Annotated in this window: 12 protein-coding genes and 7 tRNA genes; 3 read left to right on the top strand and 16 right to left on the bottom strand. The window is 34.9% G+C overall.

The window, feature by feature from the left end:
• Positions 1-37: 37 nt before the first annotated feature.
• The 7 genes from AB1278_RS03890 to AB1278_RS03860 form a co-directional block, all read right to left on the bottom strand.
• Positions 38-1,144, bottom strand: coding sequence for a hypothetical protein (locus AB1278_RS03890; RefSeq protein WP_429812573.1), 1,107 nt, complete (start codon positions 1,142-1,144; stop codon positions 38-40).
• 2 nt (positions 1,145-1,146) lie between these two features.
• Positions 1,147-1,713 (bottom strand): hypothetical protein, encoded by a 567-nt coding sequence (locus AB1278_RS03885; RefSeq protein ID WP_146207822.1) that lies wholly within the window; start codon positions 1,711-1,713, stop codon positions 1,147-1,149.
• Between the two features lie 162 nt (positions 1,714-1,875).
• Positions 1,876-4,974 carry an efflux RND transporter permease subunit gene (locus AB1278_RS03880; RefSeq protein WP_429812569.1) on the bottom strand — a complete coding sequence of 1,033 codons (3,099 nt, stop codon included), beginning with the start codon at positions 4,972-4,974 and terminating at the stop codon, positions 1,876-1,878.
• 69 nt (positions 4,975-5,043) lie between these two features.
• Positions 5,044-6,129, bottom strand: coding sequence for an efflux RND transporter periplasmic adaptor subunit (locus AB1278_RS03875; protein ID WP_429812566.1), 1,086 nt, complete (start codon positions 6,127-6,129; stop codon positions 5,044-5,046).
• 4 nt (positions 6,130-6,133) lie between these two features.
• Entirely contained in the window at positions 6,134-7,375 is a 1,242-nt protein-coding gene (locus tag AB1278_RS03870) for a TolC family protein (RefSeq protein WP_429812563.1), read from the bottom strand.
• Between the two features lie 214 nt (positions 7,376-7,589).
• Positions 7,590-8,954, bottom strand: a complete 1,365-nt coding sequence (locus AB1278_RS03865) for a sensor histidine kinase (protein ID WP_202841477.1) — start codon at positions 8,952-8,954, stop codon at positions 7,590-7,592.
• Positions 8,955-9,635, bottom strand: a complete 681-nt coding sequence (locus AB1278_RS03860) for a response regulator transcription factor (protein ID WP_429812559.1) — start codon at positions 9,633-9,635, stop codon at positions 8,955-8,957.
• A 296-nt stretch (positions 9,636-9,931) separates the two neighbouring features.
• Between AB1278_RS03860 and AB1278_RS03855 the strand changes: the two genes are divergently transcribed.
• From AB1278_RS03855 to AB1278_RS03845, 3 genes are all read left to right on the top strand, one after another.
• A complete protein-coding gene (locus AB1278_RS03855) occupies positions 9,932-10,159 on the top strand; it encodes a hypothetical protein (RefSeq protein ID WP_411413378.1) in 228 nt (75 codons plus the stop codon).
• A gap of 118 nt (positions 10,160-10,277) precedes the next feature.
• Positions 10,278-11,042 carry a GLPGLI family protein gene (locus AB1278_RS03850; protein ID WP_411413377.1) on the top strand — a complete coding sequence of 255 codons (765 nt, stop codon included), beginning with the start codon at positions 10,278-10,280 and terminating at the stop codon, positions 11,040-11,042.
• A 71-nt stretch (positions 11,043-11,113) separates the two neighbouring features.
• A complete protein-coding gene (locus tag AB1278_RS03845) occupies positions 11,114-13,711 on the top strand; it encodes a carboxypeptidase-like regulatory domain-containing protein (protein WP_343644019.1) in 2,598 nt (865 codons plus the stop codon).
• A gap of 313 nt (positions 13,712-14,024) precedes the next feature.
• On the opposite strand, the gene AB1278_RS03840 is transcribed toward AB1278_RS03845, so the two are convergent.
• The 9 genes from AB1278_RS03840 to AB1278_RS03800 form a co-directional block, all read right to left on the bottom strand.
• A tRNA-Thr gene (locus AB1278_RS03840) sits at positions 14,025-14,096 on the bottom strand.
• A 41-nt stretch (positions 14,097-14,137) separates the two neighbouring features.
• Positions 14,138-14,210, bottom strand: a tRNA-Gly gene (locus AB1278_RS03835).
• A gap of 87 nt (positions 14,211-14,297) precedes the next feature.
• Positions 14,298-14,378 (bottom strand) — tRNA-Tyr (locus tag AB1278_RS03830).
• Positions 14,379-14,398: 20 nt separating this feature from the next.
• Positions 14,399-14,472 (bottom strand) — tRNA-Thr (locus AB1278_RS03825).
• A gap of 89 nt (positions 14,473-14,561) precedes the next feature.
• Positions 14,562-14,634, bottom strand: a tRNA-Gly gene (locus tag AB1278_RS03820).
• Positions 14,635-14,722: 88 nt separating this feature from the next.
• Positions 14,723-14,803: transfer RNA gene (locus AB1278_RS03815), tRNA-Tyr, on the bottom strand.
• 18 nt (positions 14,804-14,821) lie between these two features.
• Positions 14,822-14,895: transfer RNA gene (locus AB1278_RS03810), tRNA-Thr, on the bottom strand.
• Positions 14,896-15,004: 109 nt separating this feature from the next.
• Positions 15,005-15,295: an HPF/RaiA family ribosome-associated protein gene (locus AB1278_RS03805; protein ID WP_002976393.1), complete on the bottom strand. Its 291-nt coding sequence runs from the start codon at positions 15,293-15,295 to the stop codon at positions 15,005-15,007.
• Positions 15,292-16,179 (bottom strand): tyrosine-type recombinase/integrase, encoded by an 888-nt coding sequence (locus tag AB1278_RS03800; protein WP_343643282.1) that lies wholly within the window; start codon positions 16,177-16,179, stop codon positions 15,292-15,294. Before AB1278_RS03800 ends, AB1278_RS03805 begins: the two co-directional genes overlap by 4 nt.
• Positions 16,180-16,235: the final 56 nt, after the last annotated feature.

Below are 16,235 nucleotides of genomic sequence, written 5' to 3'. Positions count from 1 at the left end.
ATAAGTTTCAGAAAGCAGCATTCACTCTTAGCTGTATTTATTTCAGAATATTACTCCGATCAGTCTTCCTTAATGACCGAATCAATAGATACAATGAAAATAAAAACGCACTTCCCAACACAATAAGAGGTGTGGAAAGTTTGCAGAATGCAATAAGGGAGAAGAAACCGTTTATCACAGACCCCATTGTATTAATATTAAAAATTTTCAGTACTAAAAGGTACAGGATCACTACTGCAATAGCTGCTTTCCTATATTCCGGATTAAATATTCTGAGCATCCCATTCTTTATCCGGTTTCTGAAACCTGACGGCAGGAGCCATGCCGGAATAAAAAGACTGTAAAGTCCTATGGAATTCATAAAAGATATATTCAGCATCAATAATACATTAAGGTGAAAGAAAATAGTTACCAGCAACATATACCTGAAAAATTTCGGGGACATGAACGCTACAATAAAAACCATTTCAAAAATAACAGTAAAATAATCCAGGGCTTCCCAGAATATTTTAGAATTAATTCCTTCATAAAAATCCGAAAGCAGATCGTTCCACCCTATAATAAACCTATATTGCGTAAAAAATATCTGAGTATACTGAGTTTCAGTGCTTAGCCAGCCTCCCAGAATTTTAGAAAACCCGGCAGTAAACATTCCGAAGCTGAAAATCAAACTTATCATAAACAGAGGCCACGATTTTGCCAGCTCATCCGTTTCTTTTACGGGCTCAGGAAAGAAGCTAAAGGTTTTGTTCCAGGGAGAGAATGCCATTATCATGATCGGAAGTGTATAAACAAAATCGTGATTCACTTTTCCAAACGAATAGGCATAATTATTCGTCAGTACATACAGGATCATATACAATATTGCAAATATTCTAGGTTTATATCCTATCAGTATCAACAATAAACATGCGTAGATCATATATCTGCAAAGTACAAAAAATGCTTCAGAAGGGACAATATCAGTGAAAGACAGGATGCTGATAGGCGGATGCATAGCACTGTTAGGAATAGAATGGATCCAGCTGTTATCTGCTACTCCCGACCATAACAGAAACATGGAAAAGAATATCCTGTAAAATGCCAGGAACTCATAGCTGGGACGGTAAGAAACAAAGGGAAGTTCTTTTAGTTTATTCATCATTATTAGTTTAAAAAACGATAACTCAGTACAGTATCATACACTGATTTCTGGGTCATTTTTCTTGTGGTTATATCAAAATCTTTAGTTTCATTGATCACCTGTATAGCGGCGACTTTTTTACCGGGAAATCTTTTCTCCAGTCTGTTTACAATGAATTTTTTACTTTCTTCCATATCCACTTTTTTAATGTTCCGGTTAAGGATAGATTTTTTCAACAGGTAAAGCCTCTTTTTATAAGGAGGAAGGGAATTCACACGGCTGTCCAGAACCGGATATTTCCTTGGAAAAAGCAAATTCTGAATAAGGGTAATCTGTATGGTTCTCGGTATACTTTCTCCCAGATAATCATTATTGACCAAAATACTGTCTGATCCGTCTTTAAAAAAGACATGGGAAGTGGTTTTGGTAAAATTAATATATTTTCCATCTTTTATGGGATAGGATGCAAATCCCGGGAAGTTAAATGAAGGATAGGTTTCTTCAATATTAATCTTAAAAACCAGTTGCAGAGGAAGCAAGACGATTAAAAAGCCAAACAAAAAAAGAACTCTTTTTTTGTAGCGTTTCATTTTGTGTTTTAACATTTGTGTATAAAGATGAGGGATTAATTATAAGATATCACTTGTTTATTTTTCTAATTGCCCAATTTAATTATTTTATTTGAAATCAGACGACAAGAAATAAAAAAAAATCGCCTTAGGAATTTCCAAAGGCGAAATATTATAACAAAATTAAATTGATTGCAGTTTTCTTGTTCTGTTGAAGATCCAGAAAATAATCGGGAAAATAAGCAGGGTAAGCACTGTAGCTGTAATCAGTCCTCCGATAATGACAATTGCGAGAGGTTTCTGAGACTCCGATCCGATTCCTGTAGACAAGGCAGCCGGCATAAGCCCGATGGAAGCCATCAATGCTGTCATAATGACAGGTCTTGTCCTGGATTTTACTCCATTTAATATAGCGGTATCGATATCCATTCCGTCTTTAACATTCTGGTGGAATTCTGTAATAAGGATTACCCCGTTCTGGATACAAATTCCCAGGAGAGCAATCATTCCTACTCCGGCAGAGATTCCAAAATTGATTCCGGTAACATGTAAAGCGATGATTCCTCCAATCAAAGCAAAAGGTACGTTCGCTAATACCAGAAGAGAATCTTTCATATTGCCGAACAGAATAAACAAGAGGAAGAAAATCATCAGAATACTCACCGGTACTACCTGCGCCAGTCTGTGTGAGGCACGCTGCTGGTTTTCAAACTGACCTGTCCATCCTATTGAATAACCGTCCGGAAGTTCAATCGTTTCTACTTTTTTCTGTGCATCCGCAATCGTACTTCCCAAATCCCGGTCACGGATGGAGAATTTAACCCCGATGTATCGCTTGATATTGTCTCTGTAAATAAATGCGGCTCCGTTATCTTTAACAATGGTGCTTATTTCTTTTAAAGGAATCTTTGCTCCATCCTGTGTAGGAACCATCAAAGCAGCAATGTCATTTTCATTGGTTCTGTATTCCTGAGAATACCGAAGACGGATCGGGAACTTTCTTTCCCCATCAAACATTTCAGAGGCAGTTTTTCCACCAAATGCCATTTCCAGCACAGCCTGAGCATCTGCGGGCATCACTCCATAAGCGGCCATTTTATCTCTGTCCAAAACCACGCTTACTTCCGGCTGGCCGATATTTTTAATAATTCCCGGATCCTTCACGCCTTGTACGTCTTTAATTTTAAGCAAAACTTCGTGGGCTAATCTGTCAAGGGTTTCCAGGTTATCACCATAGATTTTGATTCCGTTTTCAGCTTTAAAACCAGCCACTGCTTCTGCTACGTTATCGGAAATCGGCTGGGAGTAGTTGAACGTAATTCCCTGATAACTTCTGAGTTTTTTGTCTATTTCATTGATCAGTTCATCATAAGTAATTTTACGCTTCCATTCTTCTCTTGGCTTAAGATTTACCGCAAACTGTACAAATCCGAATCCGTTGGGATCTGTTCCATCATTACTTCTTCCCGTCTGGGCAAGCACATCTGTCACTTCTGAAAAGCTCATAATGTCCTTCTTTAAAAGATCAGCTGTTTTCAGAGATTCTTTTAATGAGGAGCTCATCGGCATTTCGGCTGTGATCCACAATGAACCTTCATTCAACTGAGGCAGGAACTCTGTTCCAAGGAATTTACCCGAAAATAGTGTAACAGCCAGAAAGGAAATCGCTACAATCATGCTCATCTTTTTATGTCTGAATGTTAAATTAAAGCCTTTCAAAACGATTCTGTCCCAGAAGTTCACAAACGGGTTGCTTTTTTCTCTTACATTTTTATTTAAAAGGATATGCGAAAGAACAGGAACGAGAGTTAATGTAAATATCAATGCTCCCATTAATGCAAACCCTAATGTAAATGCCAACGGAGAAAACATTTTTCCTTCTACTTTCTGGAATGAGAAAATAGGAATCAAGGAAGTAATGATGATTAATTTTGAAAAGAAGATGGCTTTTCCCAGTCCTGTTCCGGTTTGCTTAATCCATCCTCCCTTGGCGAGTTTATTAAACTTCTCCGTCCCGTACTTATGCGCTTTATGATCCAGCATTACGAAAAGACCTTCCACCATGACGACGGCTCCGTCTATGATAATCCCGAAGTCTACGGCTCCCAAAGAAAGCAGGTTCGCACTCATCCCTGCCAGCTTTAAACATAAAAAGGCAAACAATAAGGATAATGGGATAATGATGGAAACAATCAGCGTGGTTCTCCAGTCTGCCATAAAGATCAAAACAATAACCGTTACCAGTACAATACCTTCAATAAGGTTATGCATTACGGTATGTGTAGTGAAATCCATCAGATTGTCACGATCGTAGAAAGTCACCATTTTAACATCTTTCGGAAGTACTTTTTCGTTAAGCTCTTTAATTTTAGCCTTCACACTTACTAAAACTTCTCGCGGGTTCTCCCCTTTTCTCATAACAACAATTCCTTCCACCGTATCGTCATGATGATTAAGAGCGGCCTGTCCTACTCTGGGCATGGAACTTTCATGAACTTCTGCAACATTTTTTACCAAAACAGGATTCCCACTGTCATTCTGAATGGTAATATTTCCAATATCCGCTACAGATTTTACCAAACCGATACCTCTTACCACATAAGCCTGACCATTTTTTTCAATGACATCTCCTCCTACGTTCAGGTTACTTTTGGTGACGGCATCATATACCTGAAGCGGCGTAAGGTTGTATTTATCCAATGCCCTCGGATCGATACTCAGTTCAAAAACTTTATCCTGTCCTCCGAAAACATTGATATCCGCAACGCCGGGAACTCCTCTTAAAGCACGGTCTATTACCCAATTCTGCAGGGTAAGCAGCGCTCGGGAATCTTTTGTTTTACTTTCCAGCGTATATCTGAAAATTTCACCGGTTGGCCCGTAGGGTGGCTGTACTTCAGGGTCTACCTCATCAGGAAGGCTAATGGTTCTTAACTGGTTATTGACCTGATTTCTGGCAAAAGTATCGTCCACCCCGTCGTCAAACAGAATTTTAACAATAGAAAGTCCAAACATGGTGGTACTTCTCACACTTGTTTTCTTTTGAACCGGGCTCATTGCCAATTCAATGGGAGTAGTAACAAAACGTTCCACTTCTTCTGCACTACGCCCATTCCATTGGGTAATGATGACAATCTGAGTATTGGTTACATCCGGAAAAGCTTCAATAGGCATGTTTTTAAAACTTATAAAACCGGAGATGGCTAAAATCGCTACCCAGATAAAGGTAAATGCTTTATTTTTTAATGAAAAAGCAATTATATTTTTTATGAATTTATTCATGATAGATACATTGGTGACCTAAAAAAGCCGTTAAAGAAAAATGTCAGTATTCTTAATGGTTTAATAAGACTAGCTGTTCAGTGAACGGTAGATCAGCAGCTGGTTGTTGGTAATCACTTCTTCTCCTTCTTTCAGACCGTCTGCAATATAGGTGACATCACCAACCTGCTTTAATACTTTGATTTCTCTGATCTTCACATCTGTCCTGGATTTAAAAATCACTACGAAGCTTTTATTATCATCAAAAATCACTGCTTTGGAGGGAACGGTAAGTGTAGAGTTGCTTTCCAGACTGGAAACTTTTATCGTGGCTTTACTCTCTGGGATCAAAAGTCCGTTGGCATTGTCCAATACGACTCTTGCCTGCATGGCATTGGTCTGCGGGTCAATAATCTTGAAAATTTTATCAATTTTTCCGTCAAAAACTTTATCCGGATAAGATAGAGTAGATACCTGAGCTTTCATTCCAAGACTGATTTTATCAATATCAGATTCATTGACATTCATAATGGCCCATACATTGGTGGTGTTGGCCACATCAAAAATATTATCACTTCTGTCACTTCTCAGCTGCATATCTTTATTGATACTTTTCTGAACAATATAACCGCTGATAGGTGCTACCACACTGTATATATTTCCGGTTTTCACATTATAAACCGTACTTACCGCAGCAGCTCTCTGTAACTGATCTTCGGCTTTTTGCAACTGGCTTTTAGCTTCCAGGACATCTCTTTCGGTATTCAGTTTTCCTTCATAGAGTTCTTTCGCGACACGAAGGTTATTTTTTGCCACTACCAGATCTGTTTTTGCATCACTTACATCCTTCTGAATTTCTGCAAGCTCAGTACTTCTGATGGTTGCCAGTACCTGCCCTTTTTTCACATAGTCGCCCAATTCTACATTGACACTCATCACATTTCCTCCAACCAATGGGTATACATCTATGTAACTGTTTTTGTCTGCCGAGATTTTTCCGTAAAAACTGTATTCGTCTTCTATATTTCTTTTTTCAACCTTTGCCAGGGAAATAGAGTTCAGCATTGTATTGCTGAGTTCAAACCCTTTTTTGGTGTGAACATTTTTCTCTTCCTCTTTTTTTGAACAGGCTATTAATGAAAGAACCATCAATACGGGAATAATATATGTTTTCATGATTTTAATAGAAGATTTTCGTTTGTACTAGTTGATTAAGCTGTTCTGCAGACTGCATGATCTCATTTTTCATATCGTAGATCTGAAGGGCTGTTTCCCTGTAGCTGTCCATAAAGTCTGTGAATTCAATCAGGTTGACATTTCCTTTTCTGAAATTGTTCAGCATTCCGTTATAAACAAGCTCCATATTCTGAAGATCTGTCGTTTTTACATCCTGCAGCTGATCATATTGTGCTTTCCAGGTTTTGTAGGTAGACTGGACTTTAGTTTCCAGAGTCAGCTTTTGAAAGTCTGCATTTTTCTGGTTTTGTTGAATCGCATAATTTGCTTTTATCACATTCCCCTGGTTGGCTTTCCATAAAGGCAAAGGAATTCCCAGCGTCAGATTAGCTTCGTTATTAAAAGTTCCTCCCGCCTGATCCCATGCAGCTCCTACCGTAACATCAGGGACATTCAGTGATTTCTGCCATTGTGCATACAGCTTACTGTTATCAATAAGCTTCAGATTATACCGGTAATCTGCATTATTTTCAAGGGCTTTACCTTTCAACTCTTCTTCATTACCGAAAGGCTGTGCTGCCAAAGCTTCTTTAGCTTCGGTTTCGGATATTGTTGGCTCTATTTCTTCTGAAACTCCTGTCAGAACTTTCAGATTCTGTTCAAAACCAAGAATATTTTTGTTGATCTCCAGCTTATCATGATTGAGCTGGATCACTATGCTCTGTAATCTGACAGCATCTTTAAGAGAAACGTTTCCTTTGGCCGACTGTACACGGTAAGCATCTAAGAGATCATTCATATATCCCAGCTGCCTGTTGGTGTTTTCCAGTTTTAGTTTTTCATAATAAAGATTGAAATAAGCAGAACGAAGCTGATATCGTAGATCTACCAGCAGTTGGGAAAACTGAAGCTGGGCCAGTTCTTTATTGGACCTGGCAAAAGCAATTTCATTTTTCTTTTTACCACCCATATAAATCAATTGAGTAATACCTGCTCCCTTAGAATGTCCTACATCAAAAAACTTTTTGTCCTGCGGATTATAAGCATTGAACTGTCCGCTTAATTGAGGTAATTCCCAGATTTTAGCCTGCAGAATATCCGCATCAGCCATATTGATATTGTACTGTTCGGCGAGCAGCTGGAGGTTGTTCTTCTGAAACGCTTCTTCGCATTCCAAAAGAGACATCTGCTGTTGTGCCGCCATGAATGAGGAAACGGCGAGGCACAGCACTGCAATTCTGTTCATTATTTTTATTTTTAAATTACAAAATTGCTTTGATGCGATTAAAAGAAACTTAAATGACGCTTAAAAAAATATTAAAATAGGCTTGAGCAGACCGTTTATCCAATAAATCACCGGATAAAACAAGTGAATTTTTCTCTAATTATTGAATTTTTGTTAAAAAAATCAATCGCAGGTTTAACAAAAAAACAACTGTTTTATATCAGTTGTTTTTCATTTATTTTTTAAAACTTAGGGTAAACTTATTGATGAAATCTGCTGGTGAAGAATATACAATATCTGCATCATGATATTCCAGAATCCTTTTGACAATTCTAAGACCTAAACCAGAGCCTGCTATATTCTGTGCATTGTTTCCTCTTGTGAACGCTTCAAAAAGTTTAGTCTGCTCATCTTCAGAAATCGTGTTACCATGGGAAATTACTTCAACAGAAAGATTATCATTGGTTTCAGTAATCAGGACTTTCACCTCCGTATTGTCTGAATACACAGCAGCGTTTTTAAACAGGTTGATAAAGACAATCACCAATAATGACTGAATTCCCTTGATGGTTAAGAATGCATTTTCAAAACTATTTTCATTGATCAGAAAATCCAGTTTCAGCTGTGGATAACTTTTCTCTACAGCTTCAAAAGCTTCAAAAATAACTTCATCAATTCTTACTTCCTCATAAATACTCTGGATATTTTCTTTATCAAATTTTGTCAGCAGCAAAAGCGAGTTGGTCAGATCGGACAGTTGATATACATCTCTCTGGATTTGCTTTAAAGATGATAATGTCTCCGGAGAATGTTCTTCAAACTTAATCAGGTTTTCCAGCTGAAAGGCCATTCTTGTTATTGGGGTTCTGATCTCATGCGAAGCACTGGCAGTAAAATCTTTTTGGGACTGAAATACATCATCCAGCCTTCCAATCATTGTATTAAAGGATTTTGCCAGAACGCTTACTTCATCATTGGATTGCTCTACCGGAATCTGCGTGGTGAGTTTATGAGCCGTAACTTCAGAGATTTCTTTGTTCAGGTCTTCCAGAGGTCGGAGAAATTTTTCGACAAAATAATAACTGAAAAAACCGATGAGCATAGTACTCATCACATACGCTGTTATCAAAAGATATTTAAGATAACCTAATTTGGATTTTCCATTGGTATCAAAGGCACTTGTAAGGATATAGTAATTTTCACCGTTGATATTCCTGAGCGCAGCGTAGATTTCTGGAACGGTTTTTTCAGTATAAATAATCTTCTTTTTATCCAGCTCTTTAAGCATGGCACTGTCCCAAATGACATTCCGGTCTTTAATCGTGCTGTAGATGAGTTCTTTTTTTTCGTTGAAAATTAAAATCTTTTCATTCAAAAGGATATTATCTGAATTTTCATTGAAAAAAACGGGTGCTTCTTCTTCAAAGTCTTTGGATTTTGAAATGAAATGAGAAGTAAACTCAAGCCTCTGCCTGAATCTTTCTTTAAACTCATCTCTTCTGAAATCATTAAACGATAAATAAATGACTGCCATCACCATCCCAAATAATAATGAAAAGGCGATACTGATCGTTAGGGCTATCTTTCTCTTTAAAGACATTTATAATGGACTTAGGTAGTATCCGAAACCTGAACGGGTGTGGATCAGTTTTATTTTAAAATCTTTATCAATCTTTTTCCTCAGAAAATTGATATAAACTTCTACGGTATTGGTATTCGTATTAAAATTGTGTTCCCATACATGTTCTGTAATCTGTTGCTTGGAAACCGTTCTTCCCTGCGCTTCCGCAAGATAAACCAACAGCTGGAATTCTTTTAATGTAAGTGTTATTTCATTTCCTCCACGATAGACCTTCTGTTCTGTTTTATTGATAATAAGGTCGTCAACTCTTAGAATATCCTGATCTGAATTATCAGAAGGTACCTTTCTTCTCAACAGCGAATTGATTCTTAGCAGAAGTTCTTCAAACTGAAAAGGTTTTACCAGATAATCATCGGCCAGTCTTGTGAAAGCATCTTTTTTATCAGAGATATCCCCATAAGCAGAGATGATAATGATGGGGGTATTTTTGTCAAAAGAGCGGATCGTCTGGCAGACATCAAGTCCATTTATCTTAGGAACATTAATATCGAGTAAATACAGATCATAACTACTGTTTTTTATCTGGCGGAGAAAAGTTTCCCCGTCATAGATTTTATCACAATTAAAATTATTTGATTCTAAAAATCTGCACAATTCTGCAGACAGAATGAGATCATCTTCCAGTAAAAGAATATTCATCAAAAATTTATTTTACACGAATTTAACGAAAATTTTATGATTGTGATTGTAAAGATGAAGTAAAAATTGGATCGACCTACAATATATTAAGCCCAACAGTTGGAGCTCCGTTGGAAGCGTTTGAATAAAATTAAAGAATTTTATGAAGCGAAAAACCTTTTTCACTTAGTATGTATTCTATATATTAAAGAAGTTTTAGAAAATGCAGATTCCCGCAATAGTGATTAAAAAAATATTTGTATACTTGTAAAGATCAACATATTAAAAACTAACAATTTAATATAAAAAAAAACATTATGAAAAAAAATCTATTTGCAGCACTTTTAGTTGCTGGAACAACTTTAGGGTTCGCTAAAGAAGTAAAAACAGAAGGTAATAAACCCAACGAAAAATCTTTTGCTACAAAAATTTTAAAGAAGGATTCTAAATTTCCCCTTCACGTCTTTTATTATTATACGACTTCTAATCCAGATGGAACAATAGACATGCATGTTGTTGATATGTGGATAGATGTTCCTATGTAGACAAAAATAGAGACTCTCCGAGAATATCAAAAATACTATATTACAAAAATGTAAGATAGGAGTCTAAAGAGAGTTTTTCGGATAGTCTCCTCTATTTTTTAATTAAAATTAATATAAAATGAAGATTTTATTTTCTATATGCTTTAGCTTGCTGTGTTCATTTGGATTTGCCCAAAATTCTGTTGAAAATAATACTCAGAAAGGAAATTTGATAAACAGTGTTTTTTATGAAGAATTACCAATTACTAATTTGGATGACTTAAAAGATATTCCAAAACAGTATCAGGAAATGATAAAAACAAGCAAACAAATTCCTAAATATTATGAACTATTATTTAATGGATCCGAAGCTTTGTATAAAAAGGAAGAGAAAAAGAGAGAAAACCCAGAGGATTTGAACACTGGAAATATGCAAATGAAAGAAACGGTAATTAAATTTGGTGGAATTGCTGAAATGTACAAAAACTTTAAAACAAAAACTTCAGTATCTTCAAGAACTATATTAGACAAAGAATTTTTAGTTTCAGAAAATCTTCAAAAAATTAATTGGGAATTAATTAATGAAACAAAAACAATAGGCAGTATTGACTGTAGAAAAGCACAAGCAAAAATAGGAGGAGATTTGATAGAGGCTTGGTATGCTCCCGGCATTCCTACTATGGCTGGACCAAGTATTTATTGGGGATTACCCGGGCTCATTGTAGAAGTTAGAAATAAGACACAACATTATTTAGCAATTCAAATCAAAGAGAATATAGCTGGTACGATAACAATACCAACAAAAGGTGAAAAAATAAGCCCTCAAGAGTTTCAAAAAAAGGTAATACAACATGCTGAAGATTATAAAAAAACAATGCCTCCAATGACTTTCGGCAGAAATTAGGAATCAAATTAAATATTCAAAATCTCCATAAAGTTTATGGAGATTAATTTTTGTAAAAGCTTTTAAATCATATGAAGAGTTCTATTTTTCTTATTTTCTGTTTTCCTGTTTTCTTTTTTTCTCAGATAAAAGTTAATGGAAAAATTTTAAATAAAAATCATAATCCTGTGGAAGATGCTATTGTTCAGATATTAGACAATAACGGAAAAACACTTTCTTTTCAAAACTCTGATTCAAATGGTAATTTCACTTTTCAGGTTAACAAAGAGCCCTCTTATACATTAGAGGTTAATAAAATACTTTTCGAACCTCTAAAAAGGAACATTACTATAAGCAATGATCAAAAATCAGTAGAATTAGAAATAATTCTTTCAGAAAAAATAAATCAGGTTGAGGAAGTTAAGATTATCGGACAGGCTTCAGCTTTAAAGCAAAGCGGTGATACTATATCCTATAAAACAAAATACTTTACAACGGGTTCGGAACATAACCTTAAAGATATTCTTAATAAACTTCCAGGGTTTGAAGTAGGAAATGATGGGCAAATCAAAATAGGAGGAAAAAAAGTAGATAACCTTCTTGTAGATGGAAAGGACTTTTTTGGTGATAATCATCAACTTGCCACTGAAAATTTAGATGCAGATATGATTGATGATATTGCAGTTATCAATCATTATTCAGATAATGCGAAAATAAAGGACTTGGAACCTTCGGATAAAACAGCCATAAATATTGGAATCAAAAAAGAATATAAAGGTAAAATAACGGGAAATACTACTTTAATCTCTGCATATGAAGGACGCTACAAAGCCGGAGTAAACTTGTTTAAATTTGATAAAACTACAAACATGAGCTTTATAGGAAATTCAAACAATATAAATGATGAAGTAATTACATTTGATCAATACTTTCAAATGATTATTTCATCTAAAAATGATTTTGTAAGCAAACGCAATGTTGGCAACACAGATTTTATAATGCCAACAACTCTTATTAGTGATGACAGGATGACGAAAAAATATAACAATTTTGGAGCATTGAATCTCACTTCTTATCTCTCAAAAAAGACAAAACTTAACATATACAGTATCTTTAATAATGTTAACCAAAATAAAAACATCCTAAATAATACGCTTTTTTTCGACCAAAATTCAAGTTACAGCACTACTGAAAATATAAAAACAAAAGAGCAATTATTTTTTAACCGAACAAGAGCCAATTTGGACTATTTAGTCTCAGATAACAGTCTACTTACATATAGTTTAGCATTTGATCCATACAGTGGAAAAAAAGACGTTCAAATAGATCAAACTTTTGGTAATATAGAAAATAGAATTGACGAAAAAGTACATGATACCCCTTATACGCTATCTCAACAATTAAGCTATACTTCTAAATTATCTCCAACAAAGCTTTTGGCTTTGTATATTTTCAATGACATTAATTACCAACAAAATAACTTTCAGTTAGATAACTTCCCCAATGTTTTAAATTTAGATTCTCCGTTACTACAGGATAAAAAATATAATCAGGAAACTTATGGACTTTTGAGTACTTATACCTTTAAGCCCAAAAAACTGATTTATTATATAGGATTAGGATATTCTTTAACTCAAGATAGTTTTTTATCTTCAATCGAAAACTCTCAATATTCAAATAACAATAAAATCAGTAGAAATTTCTTCAATACTGAATTTAGTATTTATAAGCGTAAAGGTTTTTTTCAATTTTCTTTACAGAATACACTTTTATACTATACTTCTTTAAACAGGCTTTTATACTTGCCAAAAGCCAATGTAAAATTTCAGTTAAATCAATTATCTGAACTTAATTTATCTTATCAGGTAAAGAATGATTTTGCAAATACTAATCAGACTTTTATACAACCCATACTGGATGATTATAACAGAATTCTGCAAAATAACATCTTGGATTTAGGACTTCCTATGCGAAGTCATAATTTCAGCGTTTATTTAAGATATTTCAATTTGTTTTCAGGTACTATATTAAATCTAAGTTTCAATTATACTAAAAATGAAAAATCAATTATAACCGCTAGCCAATTGCTTCCACAATATATTGTAATAAGCCAAGTTCTTAACTCAACACCTACACAAAACTGGTTTACAAATATTAATTTAGATAAGAAAGTTAGTTTCCTTAAAGCTAAAATAAAATTAAATGGGTCTTATTCACACTCAAATTCAATAAATATAATAGATCAAATAGAAAATCCTATTACTTCACAAAATATCATTTTAAAAGCAAGTTTAATGAGTGTTTTTAAAAATGGAATTTTTAATTATGAAATAGGAGTTTCTAAACAAAAAAATATAAGTAGCTATACAAATTTAAATAAAAAAATATCTAATGATAGAACTGAACTATTTGCAGATTTTGATGGTATTATTAATAAACATTTTAAATACTACTTCCGAAATCACTATAATATTTATATCTCTGAACAAAAACAGCATTTTTTAAAGACCGATTTTGAAATTTCTTATGATTATAGTAAAAAATGGGAATATAGTGTCATTGGAAATGATATTTTAAATTTTAATAAAACTCAAATTATCTTATCTACACTACAAAATGTAACTCTTCAAACAAGTATTATTCAAAGATTACCTGGATATATTGGCGTAAAAGTAAAATATAACTTATAAAACTCCTACAATATTACTTATCTATTGTAATTTAGCCCTGAGTCAGGGCTATTTTAATGACACTATACCCAGTGTATAAGTTCAAAATTAATTTCACCGCTTTATAGTGTGAACTTCCCATTTTGTAAAGTTCAAAGACAATATTAAACACTTACTTTTTTTATATGTAAGAACCAAAATACTTCAGAGCATATAAATCTTCCGTGATTTTTTTAGAACTCAGCAAAATCCTGTTTCATGCGGTTCCTTTTGCAATGAGATTCCATCTAAAATTAGGGCATAAAAAATCCCGAAGAAATTCGGGAAAATTAAGAGCCAACTACGGGACTTGAACCCGTGACCTCTTCCTTACCAAGGAAGCACTCTACCGCTGAGCTAAGTCGGCATCAACTAAAAAAATCACACTAAGTAGCGTGATTTTCGTTGAGCGGAAGACGGGGGTCGAACCCGCGACATTCAGCTTGGAAGGCTGACGCTCTACCAACTGAGCTACTTCCGCAATTTTGTTTCCAAAATTATTGGTAAACGCTGTGCAAAACTAAGAAAACTTATTTAATTTTGCAAGTTTTTTTTATAATATAAAATGTGGGGAGAGCAGGATTCGAACCTACGAAGCCGAAGCAACTGAGTTACAGTCAGTCCCATTTAGCCACTCTGGAATCTCCCCAGATATTTTATATTAAAATGAGCCTCCAGAGGGATTCGAACCCACGACCCCGAGATTACAAATCACGTGCTCTGGCCAACTGAGCTATGGAGGCATTTTAATAAAGGACTGAAACTGATCGAGAAACTCTACTCTACACATTCCAGTGTTAAAAAAATCACTCTTAATTGTGTGATTCTATTGAGCGGAAGACGGGGGTCGAACCCGCGACATTCAGCTTGGAAGGCTGACGCTCTACCAACTGAGCTACTTCCGCAATTTTGTTTCCAAAACTATTGGTAAACGCTGTGCAAAACTAAGAAAACTTATTTAATCTTGCAAGTTTTTTTTATAAAAATATAAAGTGGGGAGAGCAGGATTCGAACCTACGAAGCCGAAGCAACTGAGTTACAGTCAGTCCCATTTAGCCACTCTGGAATCTCCCCAAAAGTTTATATTTTATGAGCCTCCAGAGGGATTCGAACCCACGACCCCGAGATTACAAATCACGTGCTCTGGCCAACTGAGCTATGGAGGCAAATATAAAAAAGAATTCAAAAGATCGCTGTTCCTTTTTTGCGAGTGCAAATATAGAACGGATTTTTTGAATTCTCAAATTTTTTATAAACTTTTTTTAACTTTTTTTTCTACGCCATTTCTTTTTTCTTGATTAATAGCTTTTTAGCAGTATCAACGCAAAGGTCCAGACTTTCTTCAAAACTTGTAGTGGTCTTCTTTACTACGATATCGTCTCCCGGAACCGCTAAAATAATCTCGGCAGTTTTGTTGGCTTTATCCGAATTATTTTCAACTTTCAAGAACACCTTACACTCCTGAATTTTGTCATAGAAGGTATCCAATTTACTTACTTTTTTGTCGATGTGTGATTCTAGTGGTTCGTGTGGAGTTAAACCAATTGATTGTACTGAAATCTTCATAATTCTTCTTTTTTTGATGCTCGAGGGTGAGCCTGATTAAACACTTTTTTCAATTGTTCAATATTAGCATTCGTATAGACTTGAGTACTGGCAAGGCTGGAATGCCCTAATATTTTTTTCACTTTGGAGATCTCCGCCCCATTATCCAATACGTGGGTAGCAAAGCTATGCCGAAGGATGTGAGGACTTTTTTTTTCTTTCGTTGTTACAAGACTAAGGTACTTATTAACTACCACATAAACAAATTTTTCATTGAGTTTTTTCCCTTTCTTATTGACGAAAAAATATGATTTAAATTCTGTCTGCGGATTTCTTATTTCCAGATAACTTTTCAGAAGTTCAGACAATTCATTGGAAATGGGAATTACCCTTTCTTTGTTCCCTTTTCCTATTACTTTTAATTCATTTCCATATAAGTCAACATTCTCAAATATCAGGCCACAAAGTTCCGCTTTACGCATTCCCGTCTGATAAAGAACCTCCATAATGCACTTTTCAAGCACGTCATGTACCTGTTCAAAAACTCTTTCATTGAGATCTGTCATTTCCTCTTTAGACATAGGAATCTGTTTTTCAGCATAAAACTTCAGGGAAGAAATCCCTTCAACGGGAGAAACTGTAATTTCACCTATTTTTAAAAGAAAAAGATAAAAACTGCGGAGAGAAGATAATTTTCTATTGATACTTCTTTTCGAAATGTCGTTTTCACTCAGTTCGACAATAAAATTCCGGATAATTTTTTTGTCTGCCTTGGCTAAATTGTCAGAAGATTCTGTTCGGAGAAAGAAATGGGAAAAGTCTTCAAGGTCTTTTTTGTAGCTTGTGATGGTATGAGGAGAATATCTTTTTTCGAATTGTAAGTATTCTAAAAACTTTTCCAGCATCATAGGGTATAAAAATAAAAATTCACTCCTCAAATATAAGAATTTAAGAAGTGAAT

This window comes from Chryseobacterium sp. NRRL B-14798 (genome assembly GCF_050470705.1).
Taxonomy (GTDB): Bacteria; Bacteroidota; Bacteroidia; order Flavobacteriales; family Weeksellaceae; genus Chryseobacterium; species Chryseobacterium cupriresistens.
The sequence above is the reverse complement of the archived record's forward strand: the minus strand, read 5'-3'. Positions and strand labels throughout refer to the sequence as shown.

What these genes read in the sequence shown, in the direction of transcription:
- AB1278_RS03890 (WP_429812573.1), bottom strand. Translation starts at nt 1,144, where the DNA reads ATGATGAATAAACTAAAAGAACTTCCCTTTGTTTCTTACCGTCCCAGC.
- AB1278_RS03885 (WP_146207822.1), bottom strand. Translation starts at nt 1,713, where the DNA reads ATGAAACGCTACAAAAAAAGAGTTCTTTTTTTGTTTGGCTTTTTAATC.
- AB1278_RS03880 (WP_429812569.1), bottom strand. Translation starts at nt 4,974, where the DNA reads ATGAATAAATTCATAAAAAATATAATTGCTTTTTCATTAAAAAATAAA.
- AB1278_RS03875 (WP_429812566.1), bottom strand. Translation starts at nt 6,129, where the DNA reads ATGAAAACATATATTATTCCCGTATTGATGGTTCTTTCATTAATAGCC.
- AB1278_RS03870 (WP_429812563.1), bottom strand. Translation starts at nt 7,375, where the DNA reads ATGAACAGAATTGCAGTGCTGTGCCTCGCCGTTTCCTCATTCATGGCG.
- AB1278_RS03865 (WP_202841477.1), bottom strand. Translation starts at nt 8,954, where the DNA reads ATGTCTTTAAAGAGAAAGATAGCCCTAACGATCAGTATCGCCTTTTCA.
- AB1278_RS03860 (WP_429812559.1), bottom strand. Translation starts at nt 9,635, where the DNA reads ATGAATATTCTTTTACTGGAAGATGATCTCATTCTGTCTGCAGAATTG.
- AB1278_RS03855 (WP_411413378.1), top strand. Translation starts at nt 9,932, where the DNA reads ATGAAAAAAAATCTATTTGCAGCACTTTTAGTTGCTGGAACAACTTTA.
- AB1278_RS03850 (WP_411413377.1), top strand. Translation starts at nt 10,278, where the DNA reads ATGAAGATTTTATTTTCTATATGCTTTAGCTTGCTGTGTTCATTTGGA.
- AB1278_RS03845 (WP_343644019.1), top strand. Translation starts at nt 11,114, where the DNA reads ATGAAGAGTTCTATTTTTCTTATTTTCTGTTTTCCTGTTTTCTTTTTT.
- AB1278_RS03805 (WP_002976393.1), bottom strand. Translation starts at nt 15,295, where the DNA reads ATGAAGATTTCAGTACAATCAATTGGTTTAACTCCACACGAACCACTA.
- AB1278_RS03800 (WP_343643282.1), bottom strand. Translation starts at nt 16,179, where the DNA reads ATGCTGGAAAAGTTTTTAGAATACTTACAATTCGAAAAAAGATATTCT.